Below are 24,797 nucleotides of genomic sequence, written 5' to 3' on the forward strand. Positions count from 1 at the left end.
ATTTAAGTTTACTTTAACTTATGAATTTAAGTATACTTAAGTCGTTACTTCAGGAGATGTCAAGATGATGAAAAAAGAATCTTCCGGTGAGCGCATCCGGGCACGACGTAAAGCACTACAGTTGACGCAGCAGGCGCTGGCCAAAAGCATTGGGGTGTCGCATGTGGCTGTATCGCAGTGGGAAAAAGAGGAAACCGTACCGCGTGGCGAGAATTTGCTGCGGCTCGCGCAGTGGCTGCAATGCACGGCGGCATGGATTATCGACGGGGATGGCGAAGTGTTTGCCACCCACGCCAAAGCCGCACCGGTTGCGGCGGTGCCATTGATTAGCCTGGCGCAAGCGTCAGCGTGGTTGAGCGAGGAACGGTTGTTGCTCAAACAGCAGGCTGCGCATTTTCTCTATAGCGAGAGTCAGTTGGGCGATGGCGCGCTGGCGGTCACGATAGACGATCAGGCGATGCAGCCCGATTACCGGCCCGGTGACAAAGTGATTTTTGATCCTGACGTTCAGCCGCAGCCGGGCGATGTGGTGCTGGCGCTGGTGGATGGCGTGGCACGAGTGCGCATTTATCGCCTGCAAACGCAACAGCAGGATGAGCAGATCTTCACATTGCGCGCGTTGAATGATGATTTTCCGCAGCTGCATTCGGCGGAATCGGCGCTAGAAATTATCGGCACGCTGATGGAGTTGCGACGTTACCGAAGCGGCTAGCCGCTTCGCTTAAGCTGTTATAATAAAAAAAGTTTAGCCTGATCGCGGGAAGCTATGGACAGACCCCGCGGTAAGGCTGCTAATCTAGCCGCAAAATAATAAATTATCCGGACAATCTCGATGCTCACCACAATTATTTACCGCAGCCATCTGCACGATCACGTGCCAATCAAAACGCTCGAAGATATGGTTGCTAAAGCCAATAGCAAAAACAAAAACTTCGACGTTACTGGCATCCTGCTGTTCGACGGCCTGCACTTCTTCCAGCTGCTGGAAGGACCGCGCGAGTCCGTTCAGGGCATATACAAGCGTATTTGTCAGGACGCACGCCACCATAATCTGGTGGAGTTAATGCACGACTTCGCGCCTGAACGCCGTTTTGGCAAAGTCGGCATGGAGCTGTTCGATCTGCGCGAGCATGACAAAGACACTGTGCTGCAAGCAGTGCTGGATAAAGGCACCTCGCGTTATCAGCTCACCTACAAAGATCGCGCGCTGCAGTTTTTGCGTACCTTCGTGGTGGCGCGCGACAAAGAGAACTACTTCGAGATCCCGCCAGCTAATACCTGGGAATTTGTTCCGGATATTGAATGGCAGAACGATCTGGAGGGTATCGATCAGAGCCTGCAGGATTGCCGCTTTGCTTTTCAACCCATCATCGATCCCTTCGCGCGCCGCGTCACTTCGTTTGAAGCGCTGATCCGCACGCCAAACGGTGGCTCACCCGATGAGTATTTCTCCGCGTTTGGCGGCGAAGCGATTTATCACGCGGATATCAAATCGAAACGTCTGGCCTTTCGCGTGGCGAACAAACTGGGCATTGGCGAGCATCGTCTGTCGATCAACCTGCTGCCGATGTCACTGGTGACGGTGCCAAACGCGGTGGAATTCCTGCTTACTGAGATCAACGCCAGCGGGCTGGTGCCGCAACAGGTGATTGTCGAAGTGACCGAAAATGAGATCATTTCGCGCTCAGATGAGTTTGCTGCCGAAGTGAGAAAGTTGAAAGCGGCGGGTATCAGCCTCGCGCTGGACGATTTTGGTGCCGGTTTTGCTGGCTTGTCGCTGTTATCAAAATTCCAGCCGGACAAAATCAAAATCGATCGCGAGCTGATCCGCGATGTGCACAAAAGCGGCCCGAAGCAGGCGATCATGCACGCCATCATTAAGTGCTGCGCATCGCTGGAGATTGCGGTGATTGCCGAAGGTGTCGAGCAAGCTGAAGAGTGGATGTGGCTGGAAGCCGCAGGCATTAGCCAGTTCCAGGGTTTCCTGTTTGCTTATCCGCTGCTGAATGGATTCCCGGCTGTGGCGTGGCCGGAGATTAAATAGTGTTGGTCGCCATGCATGGCGACCCCACCAATCAGTAATACGTTACCTCAATATTGCCATACTGCTTATCAATCACGTTGCCTGCCGCGTCAACGCTAATAATGTCGCAATAATAGGGAACGTCATGTTTGTATTTGCAGACATTGCTGACGGTTTTAATTTGGTCATTTCGCTTCACCGTGGTGACCACGTCAGAGATCTTTTTCTTATCTTCTGCTCGCACCGCGGTAGCACGCGACACTTCCGTTCCGGCCTGGGTAATACTCAATACCGCCATTTCACCGGCGCTGTTATAAGCGAGGTGAAACGCGGCATCGGAGGCGGGCGATGAGATCTGCTCAACCAAACCCTGTTTGTTATAGGCAATATCCACGGTCATGGTCGGCGTGACTTTCTTCACCATGGCGCAGTTCTTATCCAGCGTCACCACCACGTCCTGACCGTTTTCACTGCCTTTTAATTGGTCGCCATCGCGCGTGACATCAATCACTTCGCCCTGTTTGCGCATCGATTTCACGTGCGTCGGACAGCCGTTGCGGTCGAAATCGACATTCACTTCGAAGATCTGCTGGCCGTCGGCGGTAAACAGCGTTTGATGGGTCGTTTTGACGTTGCCGGGCAGCGCTTCGAATTGATACAGATAGGCAAAATTTTTCATTTGCGGGTAGTAAGTCGCGTCATCCTTGTCACATCCCGTGAGCAGGACAATAGCGATTAAAAACAGCAGGGTTTTCTTCACGTGAGAATCCTCTTCTCAAAATAAGGCAGCGCGTTTGGCGGTGTACTCACAGTGATGCAGCAACCTTCCCGCCTGATATAACACCATTACCGCGCTGGACTATACCCGAAAGAAATACCCGAAAGAAACTAAACCTGCATGCTCATGATATCGGTATACGCCGACACCAGTTTGTTGCGCACCTGTACACCCATCTGCATGGAAATAGAGGATTTTTGCAGATCGACCATCACATCATTTAACTGGATGCCCGGTTTACCCATTTCGAAATCCTGCGCCTGAGCGCGGGCCGTTGTCTGGGTTTCGCTGATCTTGTCGAGTGCTGCTTTCATGGTGGCACTGAAATCGACCTGATTAGTGGACTCCGCTTGCTTACCGCTGGCCTGCAGAGACGTCATCTGCAGCTGCTGCAGCACACCCTCAATCGCCTGAATTGACATTGCCTGACCCCTAATGAAGAAGTGATTAAATTTTCACGATGAGAAAGTTAACACACTGTCAATAGGACAAAGGCGCTAAATGACCGCAAAAAACCCGGCTTATCCACCCATCGATGTCGCGGCTTTCAACAAATAATGCCTGCCATTAAGTGGAATTTAATTTTTCTCCTCTCCCGATTTTAGGGGAGAAGTCTTCAGGGAGTACGTTTTGTCACCACAACACCACACCCGATCAATAATGTCAGGCAGGAATCGGTCATGAATGCGAGTGCAGCCGCTACACAGGATACAGCTAAGAAAGGCTTCAATGACCTTCTCGCCCGCCTGCGCGCCAACCCGCGTATTCCCTTAATTATCGCTGCTGCTGCGGTTATCGCGGTGGTGTTTGCGTTGGTGCTGTGGGCAAAAGCGCCAGACTATCGCGTGCTTTATAACAACCTCTCCGATGAGGATGGTGGCGCGATCGTCACGCAGCTGACGCAAATGAACATCCCTTACCAGTTCGCCGATAACGGTGGAGCACTGATGGTGCCCGCCGATAAAGTGCATGAGCTGCGTCTGCGTCTGGCACAACAAGGCTTGCCGAAAGGCGGCAACGTTGGCTTCGAACTGATGGACAAAGAGAAGTTCGGGATCAGCCAGTTCAGCGAGCAGATCAACTATCAGCGTGCGCTGGAAGGTGAACTGTCGCGCACCATCGAAACGCTCGGTCCGGTGAAGAGCGTACGCGTGCATCTGGCAATGCCGAAACCGACCTTATTCGTGCGTGAGCAGAAAGCCCCTTCCGCCTCGGTGACGCTGAACCTGCAGCCAGGCCGCGCATTAGATGAAGGCCAGATTCAGGCCATTCAGCATATGGTTTCCAGCAGCGTGGCCGGTTTACCGCCGGGCAACGTTACCGTTGTCGATCAGGCCGGTCGTCTGTTGACCCGCTCTGACAGCGAAGGTCGCGACCTGAATGACGCGCAACTGAAATATGCGTCTGAAGTGGAAGCGCGCTTCCAGCAGCGTATCGAAGCGATCCTCAATCCGATTGTCGGTCAGGGCAATGTGCATGCGCAGGTGACGGCGCAGATCAACTTCGACCGCAGCGAGCAGACCGACGAGAAATACCAGCCGAACGCCAATCCTAACAACAGCGCGGTGCGTTCACGCCAGACCAGCAACTCCGAACAGAATGGCAGCCCGTATCCAGGCGGCGTGCCGGGTGCATTGTCGAATCAGCCTGCGCCAGCCAATACCGCGCCGGTGACCAATCCGCCAACGAATAACAACAATAATGCCAACGGCCAAAACGCCAACGCGCAAACCGCCAATGCGCAGAATAACGGCAGCACCACCAGTACCGCACAGCCTTCTGGTCCGAGCAGCTCAACGCGCAACGACACGGTGAACTACGAGCTGGACCGCACCATTCGTCATACCAAGCTGAACGTCGGCGATGTGCAGCGCCTGTCGGTTGCCGTGGTGGTGAACTACCGCGACGACGGTAAAGGCAAAGCGGTGGCGCTTAACGAGCAGCAGATCAAGCAGATTGAAGATTTAACCCGTGAAGCGATGGGCTATTCACAAACCCGTGGCGACAGCGTCAACGTGGTGAACTCTCAGTTCAACATGACCGAGCCAAGCGGTGGCGACCTGCCATTCTGGCAGCAGCAATCGTTCTTCGATCAGCTGATGACTGCCGGTCGCTGGCTGCTGGTGGCATTGGTTGGCTTCATCCTCTATCGCAAGCTGGTTCGTCCACAGCTGATGCGTAAGAAAGAGCAGGAGAAGGCAGCGGCTGAAGCGCTGGCGGCACGCTCTGCGGCCATGGAAGAAGAAGAAGCCTTTAACGTTCAGCTCAGCAAAGACGAGCTGGATCAGGAGCGTAAATCTACTAACCGCATGAGCGCCGAGGTGATGAGCCAGCGTATCCGCGACATGTCTGAAAACGATCCGCGCGTCGTCGCGCTGGTTATCCGCGAATGGATGAGTAAAGAACTATGAGTCTGACCGGTACAGAAAAAAGCGCCATTCTGATGATGACCATCGGCGAAGAGCGCGCGGCGGAGGTGTTCAAACACCTTAACCAGCGTGAAGTTCAGCACCTGAGTGGTGCCATGGCCAACATGCGCCAGGTTTCACATAAACAGCTGACCGAAGTGCTGCGCGAGTTCGAAGCCGATGCCGAACAGTTTGCGGCGCTGAGCCTCAACTCCAACGATTACCTGCGTTCGGTGCTGATCAAAGCGTTGGGCGAGGAGCGAGCTTCAAGCCTGCTGGAAGATATTCTCGAGAAAAACGAGACCACCAGCGGCATGGAAACGCTCAACTTCATGGAGCCACAGGCGGCCGCCGACCTTATTCGCGACGAGCATCCGCAGATTATCGCCACCATCCTTGTCCACCTCAAACGTGGTCAGGCGGCGGATATTCTGGCGCTGTTCGACGAGCGTCTGCGTCACGATGTGATGCTGCGTATCGCCACCTTCGGCGGTGTCCAGCCGGCGGCGCTGGCGGAGTTGACCGAAGTACTGAATGGCCTGCTCGACGGCACCAACCTCAAGCGCGCGAAGATGGGCGGCGTGAGAACCGCAGCAGAAATTATCAACCTGATGAAAACCCAGCAGGAAGAAGCGGTTATCGAAGCAGTACGCGACTTCGATGGCGAGCTGGCACAGAAGATCATCGACGAGATGTTCCTGTTCGAAAACCTGGTGGAAGTGGACGACCGCAGCATCCAGCGTCTGTTGCAGGAAGTGGAATCCGAACAGTTGCTGGTGGCATTGAAAGGTGCCGAACAGCCGCTGCGCGAGAAGTTCCTCAAAAACATGTCTGCCCGTGCGGCCGATATTCTGCGCGACGATCTGGCCAACCGTGGTCCGGTACGTATGTCGGCGGTGGAGAACGAGCAGAAGGCCATTCTTCTGGTGGTGCGCCGCTTAGCAGAATCCGGCGAGATGGTGATTGGTGGTGGCGAGGAAACCTATGTCTGATGCCTTTTCCGCCCGCGCGTGGCAGCGCTGGCAGCCTGATGATTTAGGCAGCCCGTTCGGTGCCGAACCGGAACCTCAGTTAGATGAACCGGAGATCGATGTCGAACTGAGCGCCGAAGCGGAACAGCAGCAACAGCTGGAACGCATGCAGCAGCAGATGCGCAAAGATGCGCAGACGCAAGGCTACAGCGAAGGCTATCAGAAAGGTTTCGCCGAAGCGCAACAGAACGGTTACGACGCCGGTTTCCAGCAAGGCTTAGCCGATGCGCAGCAGCAGCAAGCGCCGCTGCAGGCACGCATGCAGCAGCTGGTGACCGAGTTCCATCACACGCTCGAAGCGCTCGACAGCGTGATCGCTTCACGTCTGATGCAGCTGGCGCTGGAAGCCGCGCGCACGGTGATTGGCCAGGCCACGCAGGTGGACGGCACCGCCCTGCTGCGTCAAATCCAGCAGCTGATTCAGCAGGAACCGATGTTCAGCGGCAAACCGCAGCTGCGCGTCCATCCGGACGATCTGCAGCGCATCGAGCAGACGCTGGGTCCAACGCTCGATCTGCACGGCTGGCGCTTGCTGGCCGACAGCACGCTGCATCCTGGCGGCTGTAAGCTTAGCGCCGAAGATGGCGACCTTGATGCGAGCGTGGCAACGCGCTGGCAGGAGCTGTGCCGCCTGGCCGCTCCGGGGACACTGTAATGACCTCCTCACGCCTTTCACGCTGGCTCGGCGCGCTCGACGCCTTCGAAGAACGCATTTCACAGGTACAAACCGTGCGTCGTTACGGTCGCCTGACGCGCGCCACCGGCTTAGTGCTGGAAGCCACCGGCCTGCAGCTGCCGCTCGGTGCTACCTGCATTATTGAACGTACCGATGGCAGCAAGATCACTGAAGTTGAAAGTGAAGTGGTCGGCTTCAACGGCCAGAAACTGCTGATGATGCCGCTGGAAGAAGTCGACGGTATTTTGCCGGGCGCACGCGTTTATGCGCGCGTCAGTGGCGACAGCGGCCACAGCGGCAAACAGATGCTGCTGGGCCCGGAGTTATTGGGTCGCGTACTGGACGGCAGCGGCAAACCCCTCGACGGTTTACCCGCGCCGGAAACCGGCTATCGCGCCCCGCTGATCACCGCGCCGTTCAACCCGCTGCAACGTACGCCGATTGAAGATGTGCTGGATACCGGCGTGCGTGCCATCAACGCCCTGCTCACCGTGGGTCGCGGTCAACGTATGGGCCTGTTCGCCGGTTCCGGCGTCGGTAAAAGCGTGCTGCTCGGCATGATGGCGCGTTACACCAAAGCCGACGTGATCGTGGTGGGGTTGATTGGTGAACGTGGTCGTGAAGTTAAAGAGTTCATTGAAAATATTCTCGGTGCCGAAGGCCGTGCGCGTTCGGTGGTGATCGCCGCGCCGGCGGACGTCTCGCCGCTGCTGCGTATGCAGGGTGCCGCCTATGCCACGCGTATCGCTGAAGATTTCCGCGATCGCGGCCAGCATGTGCTGCTGATTATGGATTCCCTCACCCGCTACGCCATGGCGCAACGTGAAATCGCACTGGCCATCGGTGAGCCGCCGGCGACCAAAGGTTATCCGCCTTCGGTGTTCGCCAAATTGCCCGCGCTGGTGGAACGCGCCGGTAACGGTACGCACGGCGGCGGTTCAATCACCGCCTTTTATACCGTGTTAACCGAAGGCGACGATCAGCAAGACCCGATTGCCGACTCGGCGCGTGCCATTCTCGACGGCCACATCGTGCTGTCGCGTCGTCTGGCGGAAGCTGGCCACTATCCGGCAATTGATATTGAAGCGTCAATCAGCCGCGCCATGACCTCATTAATTGATGAGACACACTACGCGCGCGTGCGTCAGTTCAAACAGTTGCTCTCCAGCTTCCAGCGTAACCGCGATCTGGTGAGTGTGGGTGCGTATGCCGCAGGCAGCGATCCGATGCTGGACCGCGCCATCAAGCTCTATCCCGAGATGGAAGCCTTCCTGCATCAGGGCATTTTCGAACGCAGCGATTACGACGATGCCTGTTTGCATCTGCAGGCGATGTTCGGTTAACGCCAAACGAGGTTAAGTGATGAAAACGGCCAGTGCGATCAACAAGCTACGCGATATGGCGGAGCAGGAACTGGAGAGTGCGGTGATTCACCTTGGCGATATGCGCCGGGGTGTGCAGCAGGCCGACGAACAACTCAGCATGCTGCTGGATTATCAGGATGAGTATCGCAACAAGCTCAATCAGGATATGTCCGGCGGCATCGCCAGCACGCGCTGGACCAATTATCACCAGTTTATTCAGACGCTGGAAAAAGCCATCGAACAGCATCGCCAACAGCTTTCCCAGTGGAATCAGCGCCTCGACAGCGCGCTGAGCAACTGGCGTGAAAAGCATAAGCGGCTCAATGCTTATCAAACGCTGATTACGCGCGCTGAGGAAAACGCATTACGACAAGAAAACCGTCTCGATCAGAAACGGATGGATGAATTTGCCCAACGGGCCGCATTGAGGAAAGGCGAATGATTACGCTGCCAACAGTTGCTACGCAAACCTCGGTTTTGGGAGACGCTGACACTTCAGTTTCATCAGATGTTTTGCAGGGCGCGGAGTCGCTGCCGCAGGGATTTATTACTGAACTCGGCAACCGCTTGCTGACGCTGGTAAAGCAACAAGCTGTTAACACGCAATCGACTGATCTGACAGCAGAAGTTGATGAAAAAGACGTCAGTAAGGCTTCGCTAAGCGCGTTATTACAGGCGCTGGAGAAACCCGATGCGTTAAACGCACTTTTACAGCCGGAAAACACTAAAGCCACGCTGAAATCAGCCGATGATAAAGACAAGAGTGAGGCAAGTTCGTTAACTGCCAGCGACTTACAGAATGTGCAGGCGTTATTCGCCATGTTGCCGGTGGCGGTAGAGAACCGCACCAGCCCAACCACCGTAAGTAGTAGCGCAGGCGAAGTGAAAACCGACACTCGCGCTTCGCTTAATACCGCACTGTTAAGGGGTTCCCTGGACGGTGCAGTAAAAGAAGAGCACGCGCAGCCGGATGGCGCACAGAAGAAATCCAGCGATGCTGTAACGCTCTTAACGCAAACGGCCAGCAGCACGCAGAGCAGCAGCGTCAGCACCACCGCCAGTAACAGCAGCGGGTTGACGCTGGATGAGAGTTTTAAGCAGGTGATGAATGCGCTGAGTAAGCCGGAAGCGCGCAGCGCCGCGCAGAGCAGTGATGACCCGGTGACGCCATTCACCAGCGCACCGCTCAGCGCCACCAGCTCGCTGGTAAGCAGCACCGCCTCGACCAGCACCACGCCGTCGACGCCCATGCTGAATGCGCAGCTCGGCAGCAGCGAGTGGCAGCAGGCGCTGAGTCAGCAGATTGTGATGTTTAGCCGCAACGGGCAGCAGAACGCCGAGTTGCGTCTACATCCGCAGGATCTGGGCGCTATCCAGATCAGCCTGACCCTTGATAAGGATCAGGCACAGTTAAATATGGTTTCCAGCCACAGCCAAGTGAGGGCCGCGCTGGAAGCGGCTCTTCCTCAGCTGCGTAGCGCGCTGGCGGAGAGCGGAATAAACCTGGGACAGAGTAACGTCAGCAGCGACGCCTTCGCACAGGGCCAGAGTTATCAGGGCCAGCAGGAAGGACGTCGTGACGGACAGCACGGCAGCTTTACCCTCTCCCAGGACAGTGACAACGAGATAACGCCTATTGCCGTCCCGGCAGCCCTTCAAGCGCGCGCGGCCGGTAACGGCGCTGTCGATATCTTTGCCTGATAGCCGCTAAACGCTGAAGGTAAGCGTAAAACCCGCGTCTTTTCTTCCCATTGTTTGACTTAAGACGCGGGATAATCTGTCCAGGTAAGCCGAGAGGCTTGCCCATAATTCACAGGAAGTAACTGCAAGATGTCTGATAACGCGAAAGCTAAAGGCCGCAAACGTTCACTACTACTACCGGTGTTACTGATTGTAACGCTGGCCGCTTGCAGCGTGGCAGGCTATGCAGTCTGGCGAATGATGAATAAACACGAAGGCAGCCAACCGGACGCGGCGAAAGTCGAGCCACCGGCTGCTCCCGTATTTTTTGCAATGGATACGTTTACAGTAAACCTGGTCAATCCTGACAACGATCCCGACCGTGTGCTGTACGTGGGTTTCACCCTGCGTCTGCCCGATGAGGATACCCGTCGTCGGTTGAACGATTACCTGCCGGAAGTGCGCAGCCGTCTGCTGTTACTGCTTTCGCGTCAAAGCGCGACGGCTCTGGCTACAGAGCAAGGCAAACAGGCCCTGGTTGAGCAGATCAAACAGGTGCTGGCGCCGCCGCTGGTAAAAGGTCAACCGGCTCAGGTTGTCAATGACGTGCTGTTTACCGCCTTCATTTTGAGGTGATTTAATGGGCGATAGCATTCTCTCCCAGGCTGAGATTGACGCGCTGCTTAATGGCGACAGTGACAGTGCGGAAGTAGAGAACAGTTCCAAAGGGACCGATGGCGATATCCGTCCCTATGATCCCAATACTCAGCGCCGCGTCGTACGTGAGCGTCTGCAGGCGCTGGAGATCATCAACGAGCGCTTTGCCCGTCATTTCCGTATGGCGCTGTTTAACCTGCTGCGCCGTAGCCCCGATATTAGTGTGGGTGCGATCAAGATTCAGCCGTACCACGAGTTCGCCCGCAACCTGCCGGTGCCAACCAACCTGAACCTGATTCACCTGAAGCCGCTGCGCGGCACGGCGCTGGTGGTGTTTTCACCGAGCCTGGTTTTTATTGCTGTCGATAACCTGTTTGGCGGCGACGGTCGTTTCCCGACCAAAGTTGAAGGACGTGAATTTACCCATACCGAACAGCGCGTGATTCGCCGCATGTTGAAATTGGCGCTGGATGGCTACAGCGACGCGTGGAAAGCGATTTATCCGCTGGAAGTGGAGTATGTGCGTTCCGAGATGCAGGTGAAGTTCACCAACATCACCACTTCACCGAATGACATCGTGGTGAACACGCCGTTCCAGGTAGAGATTGGAAACCTGGTCGGTGAATTCAATATCTGTATTCCGTTTTCGATGATTGAGCCGCTGCGCGAGCTGCTGGTCAATCCCCCACTGGAAAACTCACGCCGGGAAGATAATCACTGGCGCGACAATCTGGTGAAACAGGTGCAGCACTCGGAGCTGGAGCTGATTGCCCATTTCGCCGAAACATCGCTGCGCCTGTCACGTATTTTGCAGCTGAAACCCGGTGACGTCCTGCCCATTGAGAAGCCGGACCGCATCATCGCTCACGTCGATAGCGTGCCGGTGCTGACCAGCCAATACGGCACCATCAATGGCCAGTACGCGCTGCGTGTAGAACATTTGATTAACCCGATTTTGAATTCGCTGAACGAGGAACAGCCCGATGAGTGACAGCAAGAAACCGTCCGACGACGACATCTCCGCGGACGATCTGTGGGCTGCAGCTATGAACGAACAAACCACCACCAGCGCGCCAGATCCAACTGAAAATGTGTTCAAATCGCTGGAAAATCCTGGCATCAGCGGCTCGCTGCAGGATATCGATCTGATCATGGATATCCCGGTCAAACTGACCGTGGAACTGGGTCGCACCAAGATGACCATCAAAGAGCTGCTGCGCTTGACGCAGGGTTCGGTGGTGGCGCTGGATGGCCTGGCCGGGGAACCGCTGGATATTCTGATCAACGGTTATCTGATCGCGCAGGGTGAAGTGGTAGTGGTGAACGACAAATATGGCGTGCGCATCACCGACATCATTACCCCGTCTGAACGTATGCGTCGTCTGAGCCGTTAAGCATGTTAAAACACACGCAAGCCGAACAACCGGTACCCAGCCAGCCGGTGGTCTCAACCGGTTCGGTGATTGGCCAGGTCAGCAGCGTGCTGGCAGTAATTGTTCTGCTGATTCTCGGCTGCGGCTGGCTGGCCAAACGCCTTGGCTTTGCACCGAAAACGGTGACCGGCCAGGCGCTGAAAGTCAGCGCGACGGTGCAGGTTGGCCAGCGTGAGCGTGTGGTCATTGTCGATACCGCCGATGCGCGTCTGGTGTTGGGCGTGACCGCCCAGCAGATCACCCATCTGCACTCGTTACCGCCGCTGCCGCCGGAAGAACGGGCAAATCACAGCGCTGCGCCACAGGATTTTCGTCAGCTGTTCCAGAACCTGGTTAAACGTCCCGGAAAACCACAATGATGCGTCGATTACTTCCTCTTCTGCCGCTGCTGTTGCTGGCACCGGTTGCCCATGCGCAGCTGCCAGGTTTAATCAGCCAGCCGCTGGCGAACGGTGGCCAGAGCTGGTCGCTGCCGGTACAGACGCTGGTGTTCATCACCTCGCTGACCTTTATTCCGGCGGTGCTGCTGATGATGACCAGCTTCACGCGCATCATTATTGTGTTTGGTTTGCTGCGTAACGCCCTCGGCACGCCGTCGGCGCCGCCAAACCAGGTGCTGCTCGGCCTGGCGCTGTTTCTGACCTTCTTTATCATGGCGCCGACCTTCGACAAGATTTACTCCGACGCCTATCTGCCGTTCAGCCAGGACAAAATCAGCATGGCGGACGCGATCGATAAAGGTGCTCAGCCACTGCGTGAATTTATGCTGCGTCAAACGCGCGAAGCCGATTTAGCGCTGTTTGCCCGTCTGGCTAACACCGCACCGATTCAGGGTCCGGAAGCGGTTCCGATGCGTATTCTGCTGCCGGCGTATGTCACCAGTGAACTGAAAACCGCCTTCCAGATTGGTTTCACCGTGTTCATTCCGTTCCTGATCATCGATCTGGTGGTCGCCAGCGTACTGATGGCACTGGGGATGATGATGGTGCCGCCGGCGACCATTTCCCTGCCGTTCAAGCTGATGCTGTTCGTGCTGGTGGATGGCTGGCAGCTGCTGGTGGGTTCACTGGCGCAAAGTTTCTACTCTTGAGTGGCGTTTGCCCTCACCTTTCTTTCTCGAGGAGTGCAGCATGACACCTGAATCAGTGATGGTTATGGGCCAGGAAGCAATGCGTGTCGCCCTGCTGATGGCCGCGCCGATGTTGCTGGTGGCGTTGATCAGCGGGTTGATCATCAGCGTGCTGCAAGCCGCGACCCAGATTAACGAACAAACGCTCTCCTTTATCCCCAAGATTCTGGCCGTTGCCGCTACGGCGGTAATCGCAGGTCCGTGGATGCTTAATCTGATGCTGGATTACATTCGCACGCTGTTTAGCAATCTGCCGTACATTATTGGCTAATGATTAACCTCGACAGCAGCCAGCTGATCCATTGGGTCGCACAATTCTTCTGGCCGATGGTGCGTTTGCTGGCGCTGTTCGCCAGCGCGCCGGTGCTGAGCGAAAAATCAATTCCCAAACGCGTCAAGATTGGCCTCGCGGTATTGACCACCTGGATCATCCTGCCGGTGCTACCGCCGGTGGAGGCGACCCTGTTTACGCCCGCGGGATTTTGGTTGCTACTGCAACAGCTGCTGATTGGCGTGAGCATCGGCCTGACCATGCAGTTCGCCTTTGCGGCGGTGCGCATGGCGGGGGAAGTGATTGGTTTGCAGATGGGATTGTCCTTCGCCACCTTCTTCGATCCGGGCAGCCGCCTGAACATGCCGGTGCTGGCTCGTTTTCTCGATATGCTGGCCATGCTGCTGTTTCTTACCTTCAACGGACATCTGTGGCTAATTTCACTGCTGGTGGACAGTTTTCATACGTTGCCAATCAGCGATCAGCCGCTCAACGCCAATGCTTTTATGGCGTTGGTGAAATCAGCGGGATTAATTTTCCTTAATGGCATGATGTTAGCGCTGCCCTTAATAGTTCTGCTCCTCACGCTAAACATGGCACTAGGTTTGTTAAACCGTGTTTCACCACAACTCTCTATTTTCGCGGTTGGCTTCCCGATTACCTTAACGGTGGGCATCCTCAGCGTAGGGTTGATGATGCCGCTGCTTGCTCCCTTCTGCGAACATCTGTTTAGCGAAGTCTTTGATTTACTCGCCCAGTTTGTGTCAGAACTTTCCCGCGCCCGTTGATTAACTATTCTGTAGACGCCCTTAAGTAATAGTTAAGCATTCAAAATCTGTTAGTGCATTTTCTGAACCATATTTCTCAGAAATCAACTGAGGAAATTCTGATAAGTGCGCATTTTTGGTGAAAATTATTCTTATTAAACCGCGCTTCGCGTATTTTAGTCAGACGATTCCTAAGGGGTTAAACCTGCTGAATCGGTTGATTAAATGCTCAAAGGGCTGTTTTTAAACAAAAAAAATTTCACAGCGATTTTTCTTGTCTAAATCCCTTTTTTCCGGCATTGTCAACGCTCGCTGAAGCGTCATACTTTCGCCACACAAATGTTTTTAAGATTTGTCCTATCAGATTTGTCTGTGATCTGCGCGATAGTGACAGGGCTCTCAAAACAGAGCGAATAAAACACTTAATGCAAATCCTCAGCCATTCCCACTATGGCTGAGATGAGAGTGACGTGGATGTACTATAAAAAAAACTTCGCAGCACGGTTCAGGGAAGAGTCATGATGGCGCATGGATAACTATCGCCAATCTGCTGAGCAGAATAAAAAAGTGTCTTTGGAAATTTCTCTCGTACCGCAAACGCGTATTCATCGTTGATTTAAACGGATAACAAATTGGTGAGGGTCGCTATAATGCCAACGATTATTATGGATTCATGTAATTACACACGCCTGGGTTTGTCTGACTATATGTCTGCGAAAGGAGTTAAAAAGAAAAATATTACTCCTGTCTCGGATATCGACCAATTGCAACAAAGATGTGAGCAAATTAAGCCGGGTGTTGTGTTTATCAACGAAGAGTGCTTTATTCACGAATCTGATTCTAGCGATCGTATTCGTGCTATTATCATGCAGCATCCTGATACCTTATTCTTTATTTTCATGGCGATCTCGAATATCCATTTTGAGGAATACCTCTACGTTCGTAAGAACCTGATTATTACATCAAAATCGATAAAAACTTCGACGTTGGATTCGTTATTAGGCACCTATTTGCAAAAGAAACTCAACGCTTCGCCGCGTATTTCTGCCGGGCTCGACGTGCATCCACTGACATTAAGTCAGACTGAATCAAATATGCTGAAAATGTGGATGTCAGGTCATGACACCATTCAGATATCTGAGAACATGCAAATTAAAGCCAAAACCGTATCGTCACATAAAGGTAATATTAAACGTAAAATTAAAACCCATAATAAGCAGGTTATTTATCATGTCGTCCGTTTGACTGATAATGTCACCTCAGGGATTTATGTTAACGTGCGATAATTACCTACAGTGAATAAAAGGGCTGATCATCTGATTGGCCCTTTTCACGTTTTGAGAGTTTGATCCCACTTTCCTGCCTAATCCTTTCTCCCTGCCTGCCGATGCTTATTCTCATAACACCTACCTACATGAGAGCAAGGATATGAAAACAGCATCGATTGATGAGCAATATAAGCTCAGCATCTGGCAGAACCTGCGCCTGATGCCTTTGTTCAGTATGATCTTTGGTGGCATTCTGCTGCTTTTTGCCCTGTGCATTGGACTCGCCAGCTACTTTTTGATTCAGAGTAATAATTCCCTAAACGATGCCACCGAAGAAATTCAAATTCGTATGGGCATCTCTAACAGTTCTAACCATCTGCGTACTGCGCGACTCAATGTGCTGCAATCCGGTGCCGCCGCGCGTATTGGTGAAATGGATGGTTATCGTGCCGATTTAGCGCGCACCGAGACGCGTATTAAACAAGCGCGCGAAGGTTTTAAACTCTATATGGATCGCAAGGCGAAAACGCCGGCGGATATTGCCCTCGATGAACCGCTGACCGCCAGCTTCAATGCTTATATTGATAAAGGTCTCAAGCCGATGATTGAATCGGCTAAACAGGGCAGCTTCGAAGGCATTGTGGCGCAGGAAACTGACGTCACGCGCAAACTGGATGATGCCTATAATGCCGTGCTGCTGAAGGCGATTAAAATCCGTACTGACCGCGCTGAAGCGATTAATGCCGAAGCCGCGCATCAATCACGCATTGGCTTTATTGCTATGGCGGTGGCGTTTGCTGCCGCCTTGCTGCTGGTGCTGCTGACCTTCGTGTTCCTGCGTCGCGTGGTGATCACCCCGCTACGTCAGTCCGTTGATCGCATCGAGCGTATCGCGCAAGGCGATCTCACCGCGCCGGAACAAGCCTATGGCCGCAGCGAGATTGGTAGCTTGCTGCATAACCTGCAGCTAATGCAGGCCTCGCTGGTGCGCACCGTCGGTACGGTGCGAGAAGGCGCGGTAGCGATTTATCAGGGTTCCAGCGAGATTTCCGCCGGTAACACCGATCTCTCATCGCGTACTGAAGAGCAGGCCTCCGCACTGGAGCAAACCGCCGCCAGCATGGAGCAGCTCACCGCCACGGTGAAACAGAACGCCGAGAATGCCCATCACGCCAGCCAGCTGGCCGCCGATGCCTCAGGCAAAGCGCGCAGCGGTGGCGATCTGGTGAGCGGCGTGGTGCAAACCATGAACAATATTTCTGGCAGCTCGAAAAAGATTGCCGAGATCACCAACGTCATCAACAGCATCGCCTTCCAGACCAATATTCTGGCGCTGAATGCCGCGGTGGAAGCGGCGCGTGCCGGTGAGCAAGGCCGTGGTTTTGCCGTGGTGGCCAGCGAAGTGCGTAACCTGGCGCAACGCAGTGCGCAGGCGGCGAAAGAGATTGAAACGCTGATTGCTGAATCGGTGGGGTTGATCACCAACGGTTCACGCCAGGTCGGTGAAGCCGGTAATACCATGGGCGAGATTGTTGAAGCGGTGCGGCGCGTGACGGACATTATGGCGGAGATTGCCGCCGCGTCGGATGAGCAGAGCCGTGGCATTCAGCAGGTGAGCCTGGCGGTGACCGAGATGGATAACGTGACGCAGCAGAACGCCTCGCTGGTTGAGGAAGCCTCTTCGGCAGCGGCTTCGCTGGAAGATCAGGCCGGCAGATTGACGCAGGCGGTGGCGGTGTTCCGTTTGAATGACGCACCGGTGGCGCACGTGGCTAAAGCGGCGCAGTCTGCGTTGCGTACGCCAAATCTGGCGCCGCGTCCTGCATTGGCGACGTCAGGGAATGATAACTGGGAGACATTTTGATTTGAGGTAGTGCGCGAAGCCCCTCACCCCGGCCCTCTCCCACACATGGGCGAAGAAGTGGATGTTGCGCCGATCTTTCCCCTCTCCCGCTTACGGGAGAGGGTTAAGGTGAGGGGAAAATTAATCAAGCCTCTTCATACGGCTCCACAAAAACCCCTTCAGCATGATCGCTTTCATTAAAGAACCAAATCCCCAGCGGGTAATCTTCTAACGCCACCAGATACATGATGCCTTCATTGAATGCTTCCACTGCCAGCACCGTACCCACACGGCGCGGGCCGCCGTCGGTTTTAACCGTAACGCGATCGTTCACCTTCATTGATTACTCTCCACAAATTGTCCTGCGACACAGTTTAACGGAAGATAATCAACACTGCCTGATCGCGATCAGCGTCGGGCGATAACCCACACCGCATGTATGATGCCCGGAATGTAGCCGCACAGCGTCAGCAGAATGTTGAGCCAGAAAGCCCCACCAAAACCGACTTGCAAGAATACGCCCAGTGGTGGAACCAAAATGGCGATGACAATACGTAAAAAGTCCATATTCACTCCCTGATATCACTTAACAATCAATCGCTAAGCATAGTCGCTGTTACGCACTGTGCACTTAAAGGCAGGTAAAACTCTGTCAAGATGCGCTTTTTCGCTTTCTTAACGTTTCGCAGAGAGACTTTTGACGCAGGCTGCTCGTACACTTCTCAGTACTGCACCAACCCCAAAGGCGCAGTCAACCTAAAAGTAACAAGGATTTTTGCCCGCGCAGCGCGGGCTTTTTTTTGCCTGCCCTTTGCCCTCCGCGCCCTCTTTTCACCAACGACTATACTGGTGTAGATCCGATTGCCTCCGGGAGGCCGCCATGAGCACTGCAAAAGAGTACAGTGAGAGAGTTCAGCGCGAAGTGAATGTCGATGTTGATGCGTTGCTGGAAGCGATTCAGAAGAGAACGTCGGGCGAGGTAAAAGAGTTTATGGAAGCCGAAGACGCGCATCGCGTTACGGTAAATGGCGCAGCCTATGACTCTTACTCCGAGCTAGCGGAAGCTTTCGAACTCGACATTCGCGACTTCGCCAGCAGCGAAGTTAACCGCTGAAATCGATTTCAAAAAAATACCCGGCGGGATGGCCGGGTAAAGTAAATCAGTAAGTTCGTTACACCAGGGAATTCTTAACACCCTGTCAGATTACGCCTTAGTCTGATTAAGACAAGACTCATCCCTGCATGTAAATCGAACAATTTTGTATAAGCATTCATGTGAATCGTCCTACGCGCCGCGTCACTGCTGGTTTCAGCTGTGCACGAAATGTGCATCGCGCCTTCCGTCACGTTTGCCATTTAAGAATTATCCTGGATGTCGCTGGCCGGGTCGCGGGAAAAAGTGTGATCGCGATTCCGCTATTATACTGATTACTCTTCGCTTTACGGATGCCACTGGCGTAAGGAGTGTGATGATGCTGAGTCTTAACTCTTCCCTGATGATCATTACCGATCTGGATGGCTCATTGCTGGATCATCATGACTATAACTGGGATGCGGCCAGTGAATGGCTGGCGCGTCTGAAACAACATCAGATCCCGCTGGTGATTTGTTCCAGCAAAACGGAGGCCGAGATTATTCCACTACAAAAGAAGTTAGGCATTGTCGGTGCCCCTTTTATTGCTGAAAACGGTGCGCGCGTGGTATTGGGCGGTGAACATACACCGCCGATCGAAACCAGCGCCAGCTATCATGCGCTGTGCCAGACGCTGCAGGCGTTGCAGGCACGATTTCGCTTCAACGGCTTTCATGAATTTAGTGATGCCGAAGTCGCACGTTTTACCGGTTTAACCCTTGCCGAAGCCAGCCAAAGCCGCCTGCGCGAAGCGTCGGAAGTGGTGTTGTGGCGCGATGACGAACAGCGTTTACCGGAATTCCGCGCGGCGCTGGCCGAACACAATCTGGCGTTAACCCAGGGCGGGCGTTTCTGGCATGTGATGCCCGCCGGCACCGGCAAAGGTATCGCGCTGGCGGACATTCAGCAGCATCTCGCCGCGCAGGAAGGAGAAGCGCGCACCACACTCGGCCTGGGCGATGGCCCCAACGATGTGCCGATGCTGGAGCGCGTTGATTATGCCGTGGTGATAAAAGGCTTCAGTAAAACGCCGGTGGCGTTGCAACGCACCGATACTGAGAACGTTTACCACACCGCGCACGTCGGTCCGCAGGGCTGGCGTGAAGGTCTGGACTATTTTCTTGCGCCGAATGAGTAACGGCCTTTAACCAAAAGGATGAGACGATGAGTGATTTTTACCAGAATGGTGTCATTACTAATTTCCATAATCTCACCCACCGCAGCGTCGAATCGCTGGAAAAAGAGATGGTGCGCTTCTCACGCAAACGCAAAATGGGGCTGATATTGCCGTCGCTGTTCTCGGAACTGGAAGGCCCGGCGCTGGATAATATCGTTAACGAACTGGCGAAGGTACCTTACCTGGAGGAGATTGTGATTGGCCTCGACCGCGCCGATCGCGACCAGTTTCTGTTTGCGCGTGAGTTCTTCTCCCGCCTGCCGCAGCGCCATCGCATTTTATGGAATGACGGGCCGCGCCTGAAAGCGCTGGATGCCGAACTGGATAAAGAGGGTTTATCGCCGAGCCAACCCGGCAAAGGGCGCAATGTGTGGTTCTGCACTGGCTACACGCTGGCTTCCGACCGCACTCAGTGCGTGGCGCTGCACGACTGCGATATCGTCACCTATGAACGCGGCATGCTGGCGCGTTTGCTCTATCCGCTGGCCAATCCGTCGTTTCAGTATGAGTTCTGCAAAGGTTTCTACGCGCGCGTCGCCGACGGCAAGCTGAATGGCCGCGTCGGGCGTTTGCTGGTCGGTCCGCTGCTGCGCTCCTTGCAGAAAGTCTACGGTCACTCGGAATATCTCGATTACCTCACCAGCTTCCGCTATCCGCTCTCTGGCGAGTTTGCCATGCGCACGCATGTGCTCAACGGCATCAAGATTCCCGGCGATTGGGGATTAGAGATTGGCGTGCTGTCGGAGATTTATCGTAACTACACCACGCGTCAGACCTGCCAGGTTGAGATCGCCGATAACTACGACCACAAGCATCAGCCGCTGGCCGAAGATGATGGTACCGGCGGATTGAAACGCATGAGCAATGACATCGTGCAGTCACTGCTGCGTAAGCTGGCCACCATGGGCGTGCCGCTCACCAGCGATTCGTTCCGGGTGTTGAAAGCCACTTACTACCGTAATGCGCTGGACATGATGGAGATCTACAACCACGAGGCCACCATGAACGGCCTCAAGTTTGATCAGCACATCGAAGAAGCGGCGGTAGAGATGTTCACTCAGGCGATTCTTGACGCCGGACAAGCCTTTATTGAGCGTCCGAATGAGAAACCCTTTATTCCCAGCTGGAGCCGCGTGCAATCTGCTTTCCCGGATATTCTGCAGCGGATTTATCAGGCGGTGGAAGAGGATAACGACGGCAAGGTGTAATGCAGGGTTGAACCACATTCGGGACGACGGGCATCGTCCCGAATGTCTTTAACTGGCCAGCTGTTGCGCGCTCGATACGTGACTGAGTTCATCACTGCGAAACGCCTCACGTCGCACGCTGTAACCATCATACCAACGACACTCTACCATTCCGCTGGCATAGCCGGTGACCACCATGGTGGGTCCGCCCTGTTTGTGCTGAACTTCGTCACTGATTGCAAAGATCATACCGCACCTCCCTCTTTCATCGTTAAATGACCGAATTTAGGTATAGCAGCTGTGACCGATTTTTTCCTATACGATTAATCTATTACTGCTACTAAATCAGAATAAGCAGTTAAAAACTCTGTAAATAAAAAAAGCCGACAAAATTTATTGTCGGCTTTGATAGCACGTCCTGGACAGGAAAATTAGATTTTGCAGCCTTCGCAATCCGCTTCGTCGCTGATATCCGCAGGCACTTCGTTGGCTTTTTCTGCCGCTTTGGCTTCAGCCTGTTCCAGCTGTGCATCGATATCAAATTCAAACATATCGTCGTTCATCATCGTTCTCCTGACCGTGATTAAAAATTTACAGCGCTTTATAACTGCTAGCCGCGCAGCTTAGCAATCAGATTTACGCCCAACAGCACGATCGACCCAATGATAAAGCCGATCACCAAATTGGCGCCGTTGCTCAGCAGTGCCGAGACCAAACCGTTGAATCCGGCGCTGTATTCCGTAATAGCGTGATGTAGCGGCGTGATGCCGTGCACCACAATGCCGCCACCAACCAAAAACATCGCCAGCGTGCCGACTAACGTTAAGGCTTTCATCAACCAGGGGGCAAAGGCCAGCAATACGCCGCCAATGGCCTGCGCGACCGTGGAAGATTTCTCTTTTAACCAAAAGCCCAAATCGTCAATTTTAACAATCATCGCCACGATGCCGTACACGCCAATGGTCACCAGAATGGCGACACCGGCGAGAATCAGCACCTGATTCAGCAGCGGCGCCTCTGAGACGATGCCCAGCGTGATGGCGACAATCTCCGCCGAGAGGATAAAGTCAGTGCGCACTGCGCCTTTTACTTTGTCCTTTTCAAACGCCCGCGGATCCTGCTGCGCCAGTTTGTCGAGACGCTGCTGACGCGCCTCCGGACTCTGCTCGGCCTTATCGTGATTGAGGCTATGCAGCACTTTCTCCACGCCTTCGTAGCAGAGATAGGCACCGCCAATCATCAGCAGCGGCGTAATCAACCAGGGCGCAAACGCCGAGATCAATAACGCCAGCGGCACCAGAATGAATTTATTAAGAAAGGAGCCTTTTGCAACGCTCCATACAACGGGCAATTCACGGTTGGCTTTGACACCGCTAACCTGCTGCGCATTCAGCGACAGATCGTCACCCAATACGCCTGCGGTCTTCTTTGCCGCAACTTTGCCCATGACCGAGATATCGTCGAGCAGTGTTGCAATATCATCCAGAAGGGTGAGTAAACTGGTTCCTGCCAAAGTGGTATTCCTTATTATTCCGGTTCGTGATCCTGACAACAGGGGCAACGCTCAATCGCCGTTACTGACATATCGGCGATGCCCGCACAGTCCCATTCGACGCGTAACGGCCCCGTCAGATCCCCGGCGTGCAAATACTTGCTCACCGGACTTTCCGTCATGCCGCTGATCTCTTCGGTGGCTACCAGCCGGTCGCCAAGATAAATGCGCGCCGTGGCTTGGGTTGTCACCATCCGCTCATCGCGGAGTTGATACAGGCGCTTAACGGTAAGTTTGATGCTGCTCATGGCTCAATTCCGCGTCCCAGAGAAAAGGGAGATCTAAACTGTTATAGCGGCTAAAAGCAACAATCTCGCACTATTCAACGCGATAGTGATGCAAGCCCTGATGGTCGATTTCGCTGCTGTCGGTTGCGGCCAGCAGCCACTCTTCTAAACGTTCAATCAGCGCGCTGTCCTGCAGCTGCAGTTTGCCGCGCAGCGCGCACTCCCAAACAATCAGTACTTTCCAACCTCCTTCGCGCAGTTGTTCGACGTAACGCCGGTCGCGCTCAACGTTACTGTTAATTTTGCCACTCCAGAATTCGGTACGCGTGGCCGGCATTTTGAATAAGTAGCAGTGATGACGATGCCAGAAGCAGCCATGAACAAAGATGATCGCTTTCTCGGCGGGCAGGACAAAATCCGGGCGGCCCGGTAGCGCTTTATCCTGTACGCGGTAGGTGAAGCCACGATCTTTGAGAATCAACGCAATACGCTGTTCAATCGCGGTATCCTGATTGCGAATCGCGCGCATGTTTTTGCTGCGAATGGCTTGCGAGTGAACGTCTGCCATGGCGTCTCCTTGTATTAGCGCTTCTACAACTTTAGCGGTTTAAGCCAAAAGCGAAAGCACACCGCACGCCAATTTCCTCGTTGCGTGATGAGTGTTAGCATAGCCGCTTCACTGTTAAGGAAAAACGCATGCTCGCTATCGACCCCGTCTCGCCCTCCCCGTTAACCGCCGATCAGGATGACGCGACGTCGCTGTTACTGCAGGTGCTCGATATCTATGCCGCACGCGATGTGGTTATCACCTTAACTGAAGCCGGTGGCCGCGACTGGAGCGTGCCGCGTTTGAATCGCATCCGCGCCGGTAAAAGTGCCGCGCCGGCGCTCTCCAGCCGCGAAGTGGCCAGCCTGCAGGCCTTGCTGCCGCAGCGTCCGGCGCACTATGACGACGCCAAATTCCAGTTTGTCGATCTGTTTGCCGGTATCGGCGGCATTCGTCGTGGCTTCGAGCAGATTGGCGGTCAATGCGTGTTCACCAGCGAATGGAATAAAGAAGCGGTGCGCACCTATAAAGCCAATCTGTATAGCGATCCACAGTTGCATCACTTCAACAGTGATATTCGTCTGGTAACGCAGCCCGCGGGCATCAGCGATGAGCAGGCAATTTATCAGCATATCGATCGCACCATTCCCGATCATCAGGTGCTGCTGGCCGGTTTTCCTTGTCAGCCCTTCTCGCTGGCGGGCGTGAGCAAGAAGAATGCGTTGGGTCGCGCGCACGGTTTTGAGTGCGAAGCGCAAGGCACGCTGTTCTTCGATGTGGCGCGCATTCTCGCCGCCAAGAAGCCGCCGTTCTTCGTGCTGGAGAACGTGAAAAACCTTAAGAGCCACGATAAAGGCCGCACCTTCGCCATCATCATGGCCACGCTGGATGAACTCGGTTATGACGTGGCCGATGCCAATGACGGCGGTTTGCCGGATGCGAAAATCATCGATGCGCGCCACTTCCTGCCGCAGCATCGTGAGCGCATCGTGCTGGTGGGCATTCGCCGTGATAGCGGGCTCAGCAACGGTTTTTCGTTGCGCGCCCTGCCCGCGCTCTATCCACAAAAGGTGCCGTCGTTACACAGCCTGCTGGAACCCGAGCCAGAAGCAAAATATACGCTGTCGCCAACGCTGTGGAACTATCTGTATCAATACGCGAAAAAGCATAAAGCCAAAGGTAACGGCTTCGGCTTTGGCCTTAACGATCCGCGTAATCTGAACATTTGCGTGCGTACTTTATCGGCGCGCTATTACAAAGATGGTTCGGAAATCCTCATCGATCGCGGCTGGAATCACGCGCAAGGCGAAGCGGATTTCCAGCAGGCGGAGAATATGGCGCGCCGTCCGCGTCGTTTAACCCCGCGAGAGTGTGCCCGCCTGATGGGGTTTGAAGCGCCGGGCGAGGCCAAACTGCGCATTCCGGTTTCCGATACGCAGGCCTACAAGCAGTTCGGCAACTCGGTGGTGGTGCCGGTATTTGCTGCGGTGGCGCAACTGTTATTGCCGCTAATTGAACAGTATGCCGCGCAAAAGGCGTAGCGATTCAGGACCACAATTTTATTTAGGGCCGCGCTTTATGCTGTTTTCCGCCTAATCGCGCCCGCTGTCACCAAACTGTCACGCGTGCTGCCAATACTCCTGTTTT

At 54.4% G+C, this 24,797-nt stretch carries 30 protein-coding genes; 21 read left to right on the top strand and 9 right to left on the bottom strand.

The genetic code is table 11. The annotated features are described in order from the left end of the window. Nucleotides 1–64 precede the first annotated feature (64 nt). Together ACYAC5_RS12005 and ACYAC5_RS12010 are read left to right on the top strand one after the other, a co-directional pair. On the top strand, nucleotides 65–712 hold the full coding sequence (locus ACYAC5_RS12005) for a S24 family peptidase (RefSeq protein WP_110866416.1): 648 nt from the start codon (nucleotides 65–67) through the stop codon (nucleotides 710–712). A gap of 120 nt (nucleotides 713–832) precedes the next feature. After that, nucleotides 833–2,044, top strand: a complete 1,212-nt coding sequence (locus ACYAC5_RS12010) for a diguanylate phosphodiesterase (RefSeq protein ID WP_217546278.1) — start codon at nucleotides 833–835, stop codon at nucleotides 2,042–2,044. A gap of 31 nt (nucleotides 2,045–2,075) precedes the next feature. Here ACYAC5_RS12010 and ACYAC5_RS12015 read toward each other — a convergent pair whose 3' ends face one another. Both ACYAC5_RS12015 and fliE read right to left on the bottom strand, forming a co-directional pair. Then, nucleotides 2,076–2,783 (bottom strand): YnfC family lipoprotein, encoded by a 708-nt coding sequence (locus ACYAC5_RS12015; RefSeq protein WP_462061811.1) that lies wholly within the window; start codon nucleotides 2,781–2,783, stop codon nucleotides 2,076–2,078. A 128-nt stretch (nucleotides 2,784–2,911) separates the two neighbouring features. Further along, the gene (gene fliE, locus ACYAC5_RS12020; protein WP_008105389.1) at nucleotides 2,912–3,223 is read right to left on the bottom strand and encodes a flagellar hook-basal body complex protein FliE; all 312 of its coding nucleotides are present in this window, start codon (nucleotides 3,221–3,223) and stop codon (nucleotides 2,912–2,914) included. Nucleotides 3,224–3,481: 258 nt separating this feature from the next. On the opposite strand from fliE, the gene fliF reads away from it, so the two are divergent. The 15 genes from fliF (at nucleotide 3,482) to ACYAC5_RS12095 (ending at nucleotide 17,349) form a co-directional block, all read left to right on the top strand. Beyond that, complete coding sequence (fliF, locus tag ACYAC5_RS12025; protein WP_192411595.1) at nucleotides 3,482–5,212, top strand: flagellar basal-body MS-ring/collar protein FliF; 1,731 nt, start codon at nucleotides 3,482–3,484, stop codon at nucleotides 5,210–5,212. Next, nucleotides 5,209–6,201, top strand: a complete 993-nt coding sequence (gene fliG / locus ACYAC5_RS12030) for a flagellar motor switch protein FliG (protein ID WP_101763955.1) — start codon at nucleotides 5,209–5,211, stop codon at nucleotides 6,199–6,201. The genes fliF and fliG overlap by 4 nt, the downstream gene beginning before the upstream one ends. Then, entirely contained in the window at nucleotides 6,194–6,895 is a 702-nt protein-coding gene (gene fliH / locus ACYAC5_RS12035; protein ID WP_101763954.1) for a flagellar assembly protein FliH, read from the top strand. The genes fliG and fliH overlap by 8 nt, the downstream gene beginning before the upstream one ends. Next, nucleotides 6,895–8,259, top strand: a complete 1,365-nt coding sequence (gene fliI / locus ACYAC5_RS12040) for a flagellar protein export ATPase FliI (protein WP_008105395.1) — start codon at nucleotides 6,895–6,897, stop codon at nucleotides 8,257–8,259. The genes fliH and fliI overlap by 1 nt, the downstream gene beginning before the upstream one ends. A 19-nt stretch (nucleotides 8,260–8,278) precedes the next feature. Next, nucleotides 8,279–8,722: a flagellar export protein FliJ gene (gene fliJ, locus ACYAC5_RS12045; protein ID WP_064739112.1), complete on the top strand. Its 444-nt coding sequence runs from the start codon at nucleotides 8,279–8,281 to the stop codon at nucleotides 8,720–8,722. Then, nucleotides 8,719–9,981, top strand: coding sequence for a flagellar hook-length control protein FliK (locus tag ACYAC5_RS12050; protein ID WP_280171820.1), 1,263 nt, complete (start codon nucleotides 8,719–8,721; stop codon nucleotides 9,979–9,981). The genes fliJ and ACYAC5_RS12050 overlap by 4 nt, the downstream gene beginning before the upstream one ends. Nucleotides 9,982–10,110: 129 nt before the next feature. After that, nucleotides 10,111–10,596: a flagellar basal body-associated protein FliL gene (fliL, locus tag ACYAC5_RS12055; protein WP_101763951.1), complete on the top strand. Its 486-nt coding sequence runs from the start codon at nucleotides 10,111–10,113 to the stop codon at nucleotides 10,594–10,596. 4 nt (nucleotides 10,597–10,600) lie between these two features. Continuing rightward, nucleotides 10,601–11,608: a flagellar motor switch protein FliM gene (gene fliM, locus ACYAC5_RS12060; RefSeq protein WP_064739115.1), complete on the top strand. Its 1,008-nt coding sequence runs from the start codon at nucleotides 10,601–10,603 to the stop codon at nucleotides 11,606–11,608. Beyond that, on the top strand, nucleotides 11,601–12,011 hold the full coding sequence (gene fliN, locus ACYAC5_RS12065; protein WP_008105402.1) for a flagellar motor switch protein FliN: 411 nt from the start codon (nucleotides 11,601–11,603) through the stop codon (nucleotides 12,009–12,011). Before fliM ends, fliN begins: the two co-directional genes overlap by 8 nt. Before the next feature lie 2 nt (nucleotides 12,012–12,013). Then, nucleotides 12,014–12,409 (top strand): flagellar biosynthetic protein FliO, encoded by a 396-nt coding sequence (gene fliO, locus ACYAC5_RS12070; protein WP_101763950.1) that lies wholly within the window; start codon nucleotides 12,014–12,016, stop codon nucleotides 12,407–12,409. Continuing rightward, a complete protein-coding gene (gene fliP / locus ACYAC5_RS12075) occupies nucleotides 12,409–13,140 on the top strand; it encodes a flagellar type III secretion system pore protein FliP (protein WP_061723562.1) in 732 nt (243 codons plus the stop codon). Before fliO ends, fliP begins: the two co-directional genes overlap by 1 nt. Nucleotides 13,141–13,180: 40 nt before the next feature. Beyond that, nucleotides 13,181–13,450 (top strand): flagellar biosynthesis protein FliQ, encoded by a 270-nt coding sequence (gene fliQ, locus ACYAC5_RS12080; RefSeq protein ID WP_008105408.1) that lies wholly within the window; start codon nucleotides 13,181–13,183, stop codon nucleotides 13,448–13,450. Continuing rightward, nucleotides 13,450–14,238 (top strand): flagellar biosynthetic protein FliR, encoded by a 789-nt coding sequence (fliR, locus tag ACYAC5_RS12085; RefSeq protein ID WP_101763949.1) that lies wholly within the window; start codon nucleotides 13,450–13,452, stop codon nucleotides 14,236–14,238. The genes fliQ and fliR overlap by 1 nt, the downstream gene beginning before the upstream one ends. Nucleotides 14,239–14,867: 629 nt before the next feature. Further along, complete coding sequence (gene rcsA, locus ACYAC5_RS12090; protein WP_008105413.1) at nucleotides 14,868–15,503, top strand: transcriptional regulator RcsA; 636 nt, start codon at nucleotides 14,868–14,870, stop codon at nucleotides 15,501–15,503. A 142-nt stretch (nucleotides 15,504–15,645) separates the two neighbouring features. Beyond that, the gene (locus tag ACYAC5_RS12095; RefSeq protein ID WP_137386044.1) at nucleotides 15,646–17,349 is read left to right on the top strand and encodes a methyl-accepting chemotaxis protein; all 1,704 of its coding nucleotides are present in this window, start codon (nucleotides 15,646–15,648) and stop codon (nucleotides 17,347–17,349) included. A 124-nt stretch (nucleotides 17,350–17,473) separates the two neighbouring features. Here ACYAC5_RS12095 and dsrB read toward each other — a convergent pair whose 3' ends face one another. Together dsrB and ACYAC5_RS12105 are read right to left on the bottom strand one after the other, a co-directional pair. Then, nucleotides 17,474–17,668: a protein DsrB gene (gene dsrB / locus ACYAC5_RS12100; protein ID WP_101763947.1), complete on the bottom strand. Its 195-nt coding sequence runs from the start codon at nucleotides 17,666–17,668 to the stop codon at nucleotides 17,474–17,476. Between the two features lie 68 nt (nucleotides 17,669–17,736). Beyond that, nucleotides 17,737–17,895, bottom strand: coding sequence for a YqaE/Pmp3 family membrane protein (locus ACYAC5_RS12105; RefSeq protein ID WP_192411592.1), 159 nt, complete (start codon nucleotides 17,893–17,895; stop codon nucleotides 17,737–17,739). Nucleotides 17,896–18,208: 313 nt separating this feature from the next. On the opposite strand from ACYAC5_RS12105, the gene yodD reads away from it, so the two are divergent. The 3 genes from yodD (at nucleotide 18,209) to ACYAC5_RS12120 (ending at nucleotide 20,845) form a co-directional block, all read left to right on the top strand. After that, nucleotides 18,209–18,442, top strand: a complete 234-nt coding sequence (gene yodD / locus ACYAC5_RS12110; RefSeq protein WP_462061815.1) for a YodD family peroxide/acid resistance protein — start codon at nucleotides 18,209–18,211, stop codon at nucleotides 18,440–18,442. A 358-nt stretch (nucleotides 18,443–18,800) separates the two neighbouring features. After that, entirely contained in the window at nucleotides 18,801–19,598 is a 798-nt protein-coding gene (locus ACYAC5_RS12115) for a mannosyl-3-phosphoglycerate phosphatase-related protein (protein ID WP_462062977.1), read from the top strand. 26 nt (nucleotides 19,599–19,624) lie between these two features. Next, the gene (locus ACYAC5_RS12120) at nucleotides 19,625–20,845 is read left to right on the top strand and encodes a glycosyltransferase family protein (protein WP_101763945.1); all 1,221 of its coding nucleotides are present in this window, start codon (nucleotides 19,625–19,627) and stop codon (nucleotides 20,843–20,845) included. A gap of 48 nt (nucleotides 20,846–20,893) precedes the next feature. On the opposite strand, the gene ACYAC5_RS12125 is transcribed toward ACYAC5_RS12120, so the two are convergent. The 5 genes from ACYAC5_RS12125 to ACYAC5_RS12145 form a co-directional block, all read right to left on the bottom strand. Continuing rightward, a complete protein-coding gene (locus ACYAC5_RS12125; protein WP_101763944.1) occupies nucleotides 20,894–21,073 on the bottom strand; it encodes a YodC family protein in 180 nt (59 codons plus the stop codon). Between the two features lie 182 nt (nucleotides 21,074–21,255). Further along, entirely contained in the window at nucleotides 21,256–21,390 is a 135-nt protein-coding gene (locus tag ACYAC5_RS12130) for a hypothetical protein (RefSeq protein ID WP_255253243.1), read from the bottom strand. 44 nt (nucleotides 21,391–21,434) lie between these two features. Then, on the bottom strand, nucleotides 21,435–22,337 hold the full coding sequence (locus tag ACYAC5_RS12135; RefSeq protein ID WP_101763943.1) for a DUF808 domain-containing protein: 903 nt from the start codon (nucleotides 22,335–22,337) through the stop codon (nucleotides 21,435–21,437). Nucleotides 22,338–22,351: 14 nt separating this feature from the next. After that, a complete protein-coding gene (locus tag ACYAC5_RS12140) occupies nucleotides 22,352–22,624 on the bottom strand; it encodes a hypothetical protein (protein ID WP_008105433.1) in 273 nt (90 codons plus the stop codon). A 70-nt stretch (nucleotides 22,625–22,694) separates the two neighbouring features. Beyond that, a complete protein-coding gene (locus ACYAC5_RS12145; RefSeq protein WP_101763942.1) occupies nucleotides 22,695–23,171 on the bottom strand; it encodes a very short patch repair endonuclease in 477 nt (158 codons plus the stop codon). Between the two features lie 128 nt (nucleotides 23,172–23,299). Here ACYAC5_RS12145 and dcm point away from each other — a divergent pair, with 128 nt between their 5' ends. Continuing rightward, nucleotides 23,300–24,691, top strand: a complete 1,392-nt coding sequence (dcm, locus tag ACYAC5_RS12150; protein WP_462061816.1) for a DNA (cytosine-5-)-methyltransferase — start codon at nucleotides 23,300–23,302, stop codon at nucleotides 24,689–24,691. Nucleotides 24,692–24,797 lie beyond the last annotated feature (106 nt).

It is taken from the genome of Pantoea sp. y20 (genome assembly GCF_054903455.1).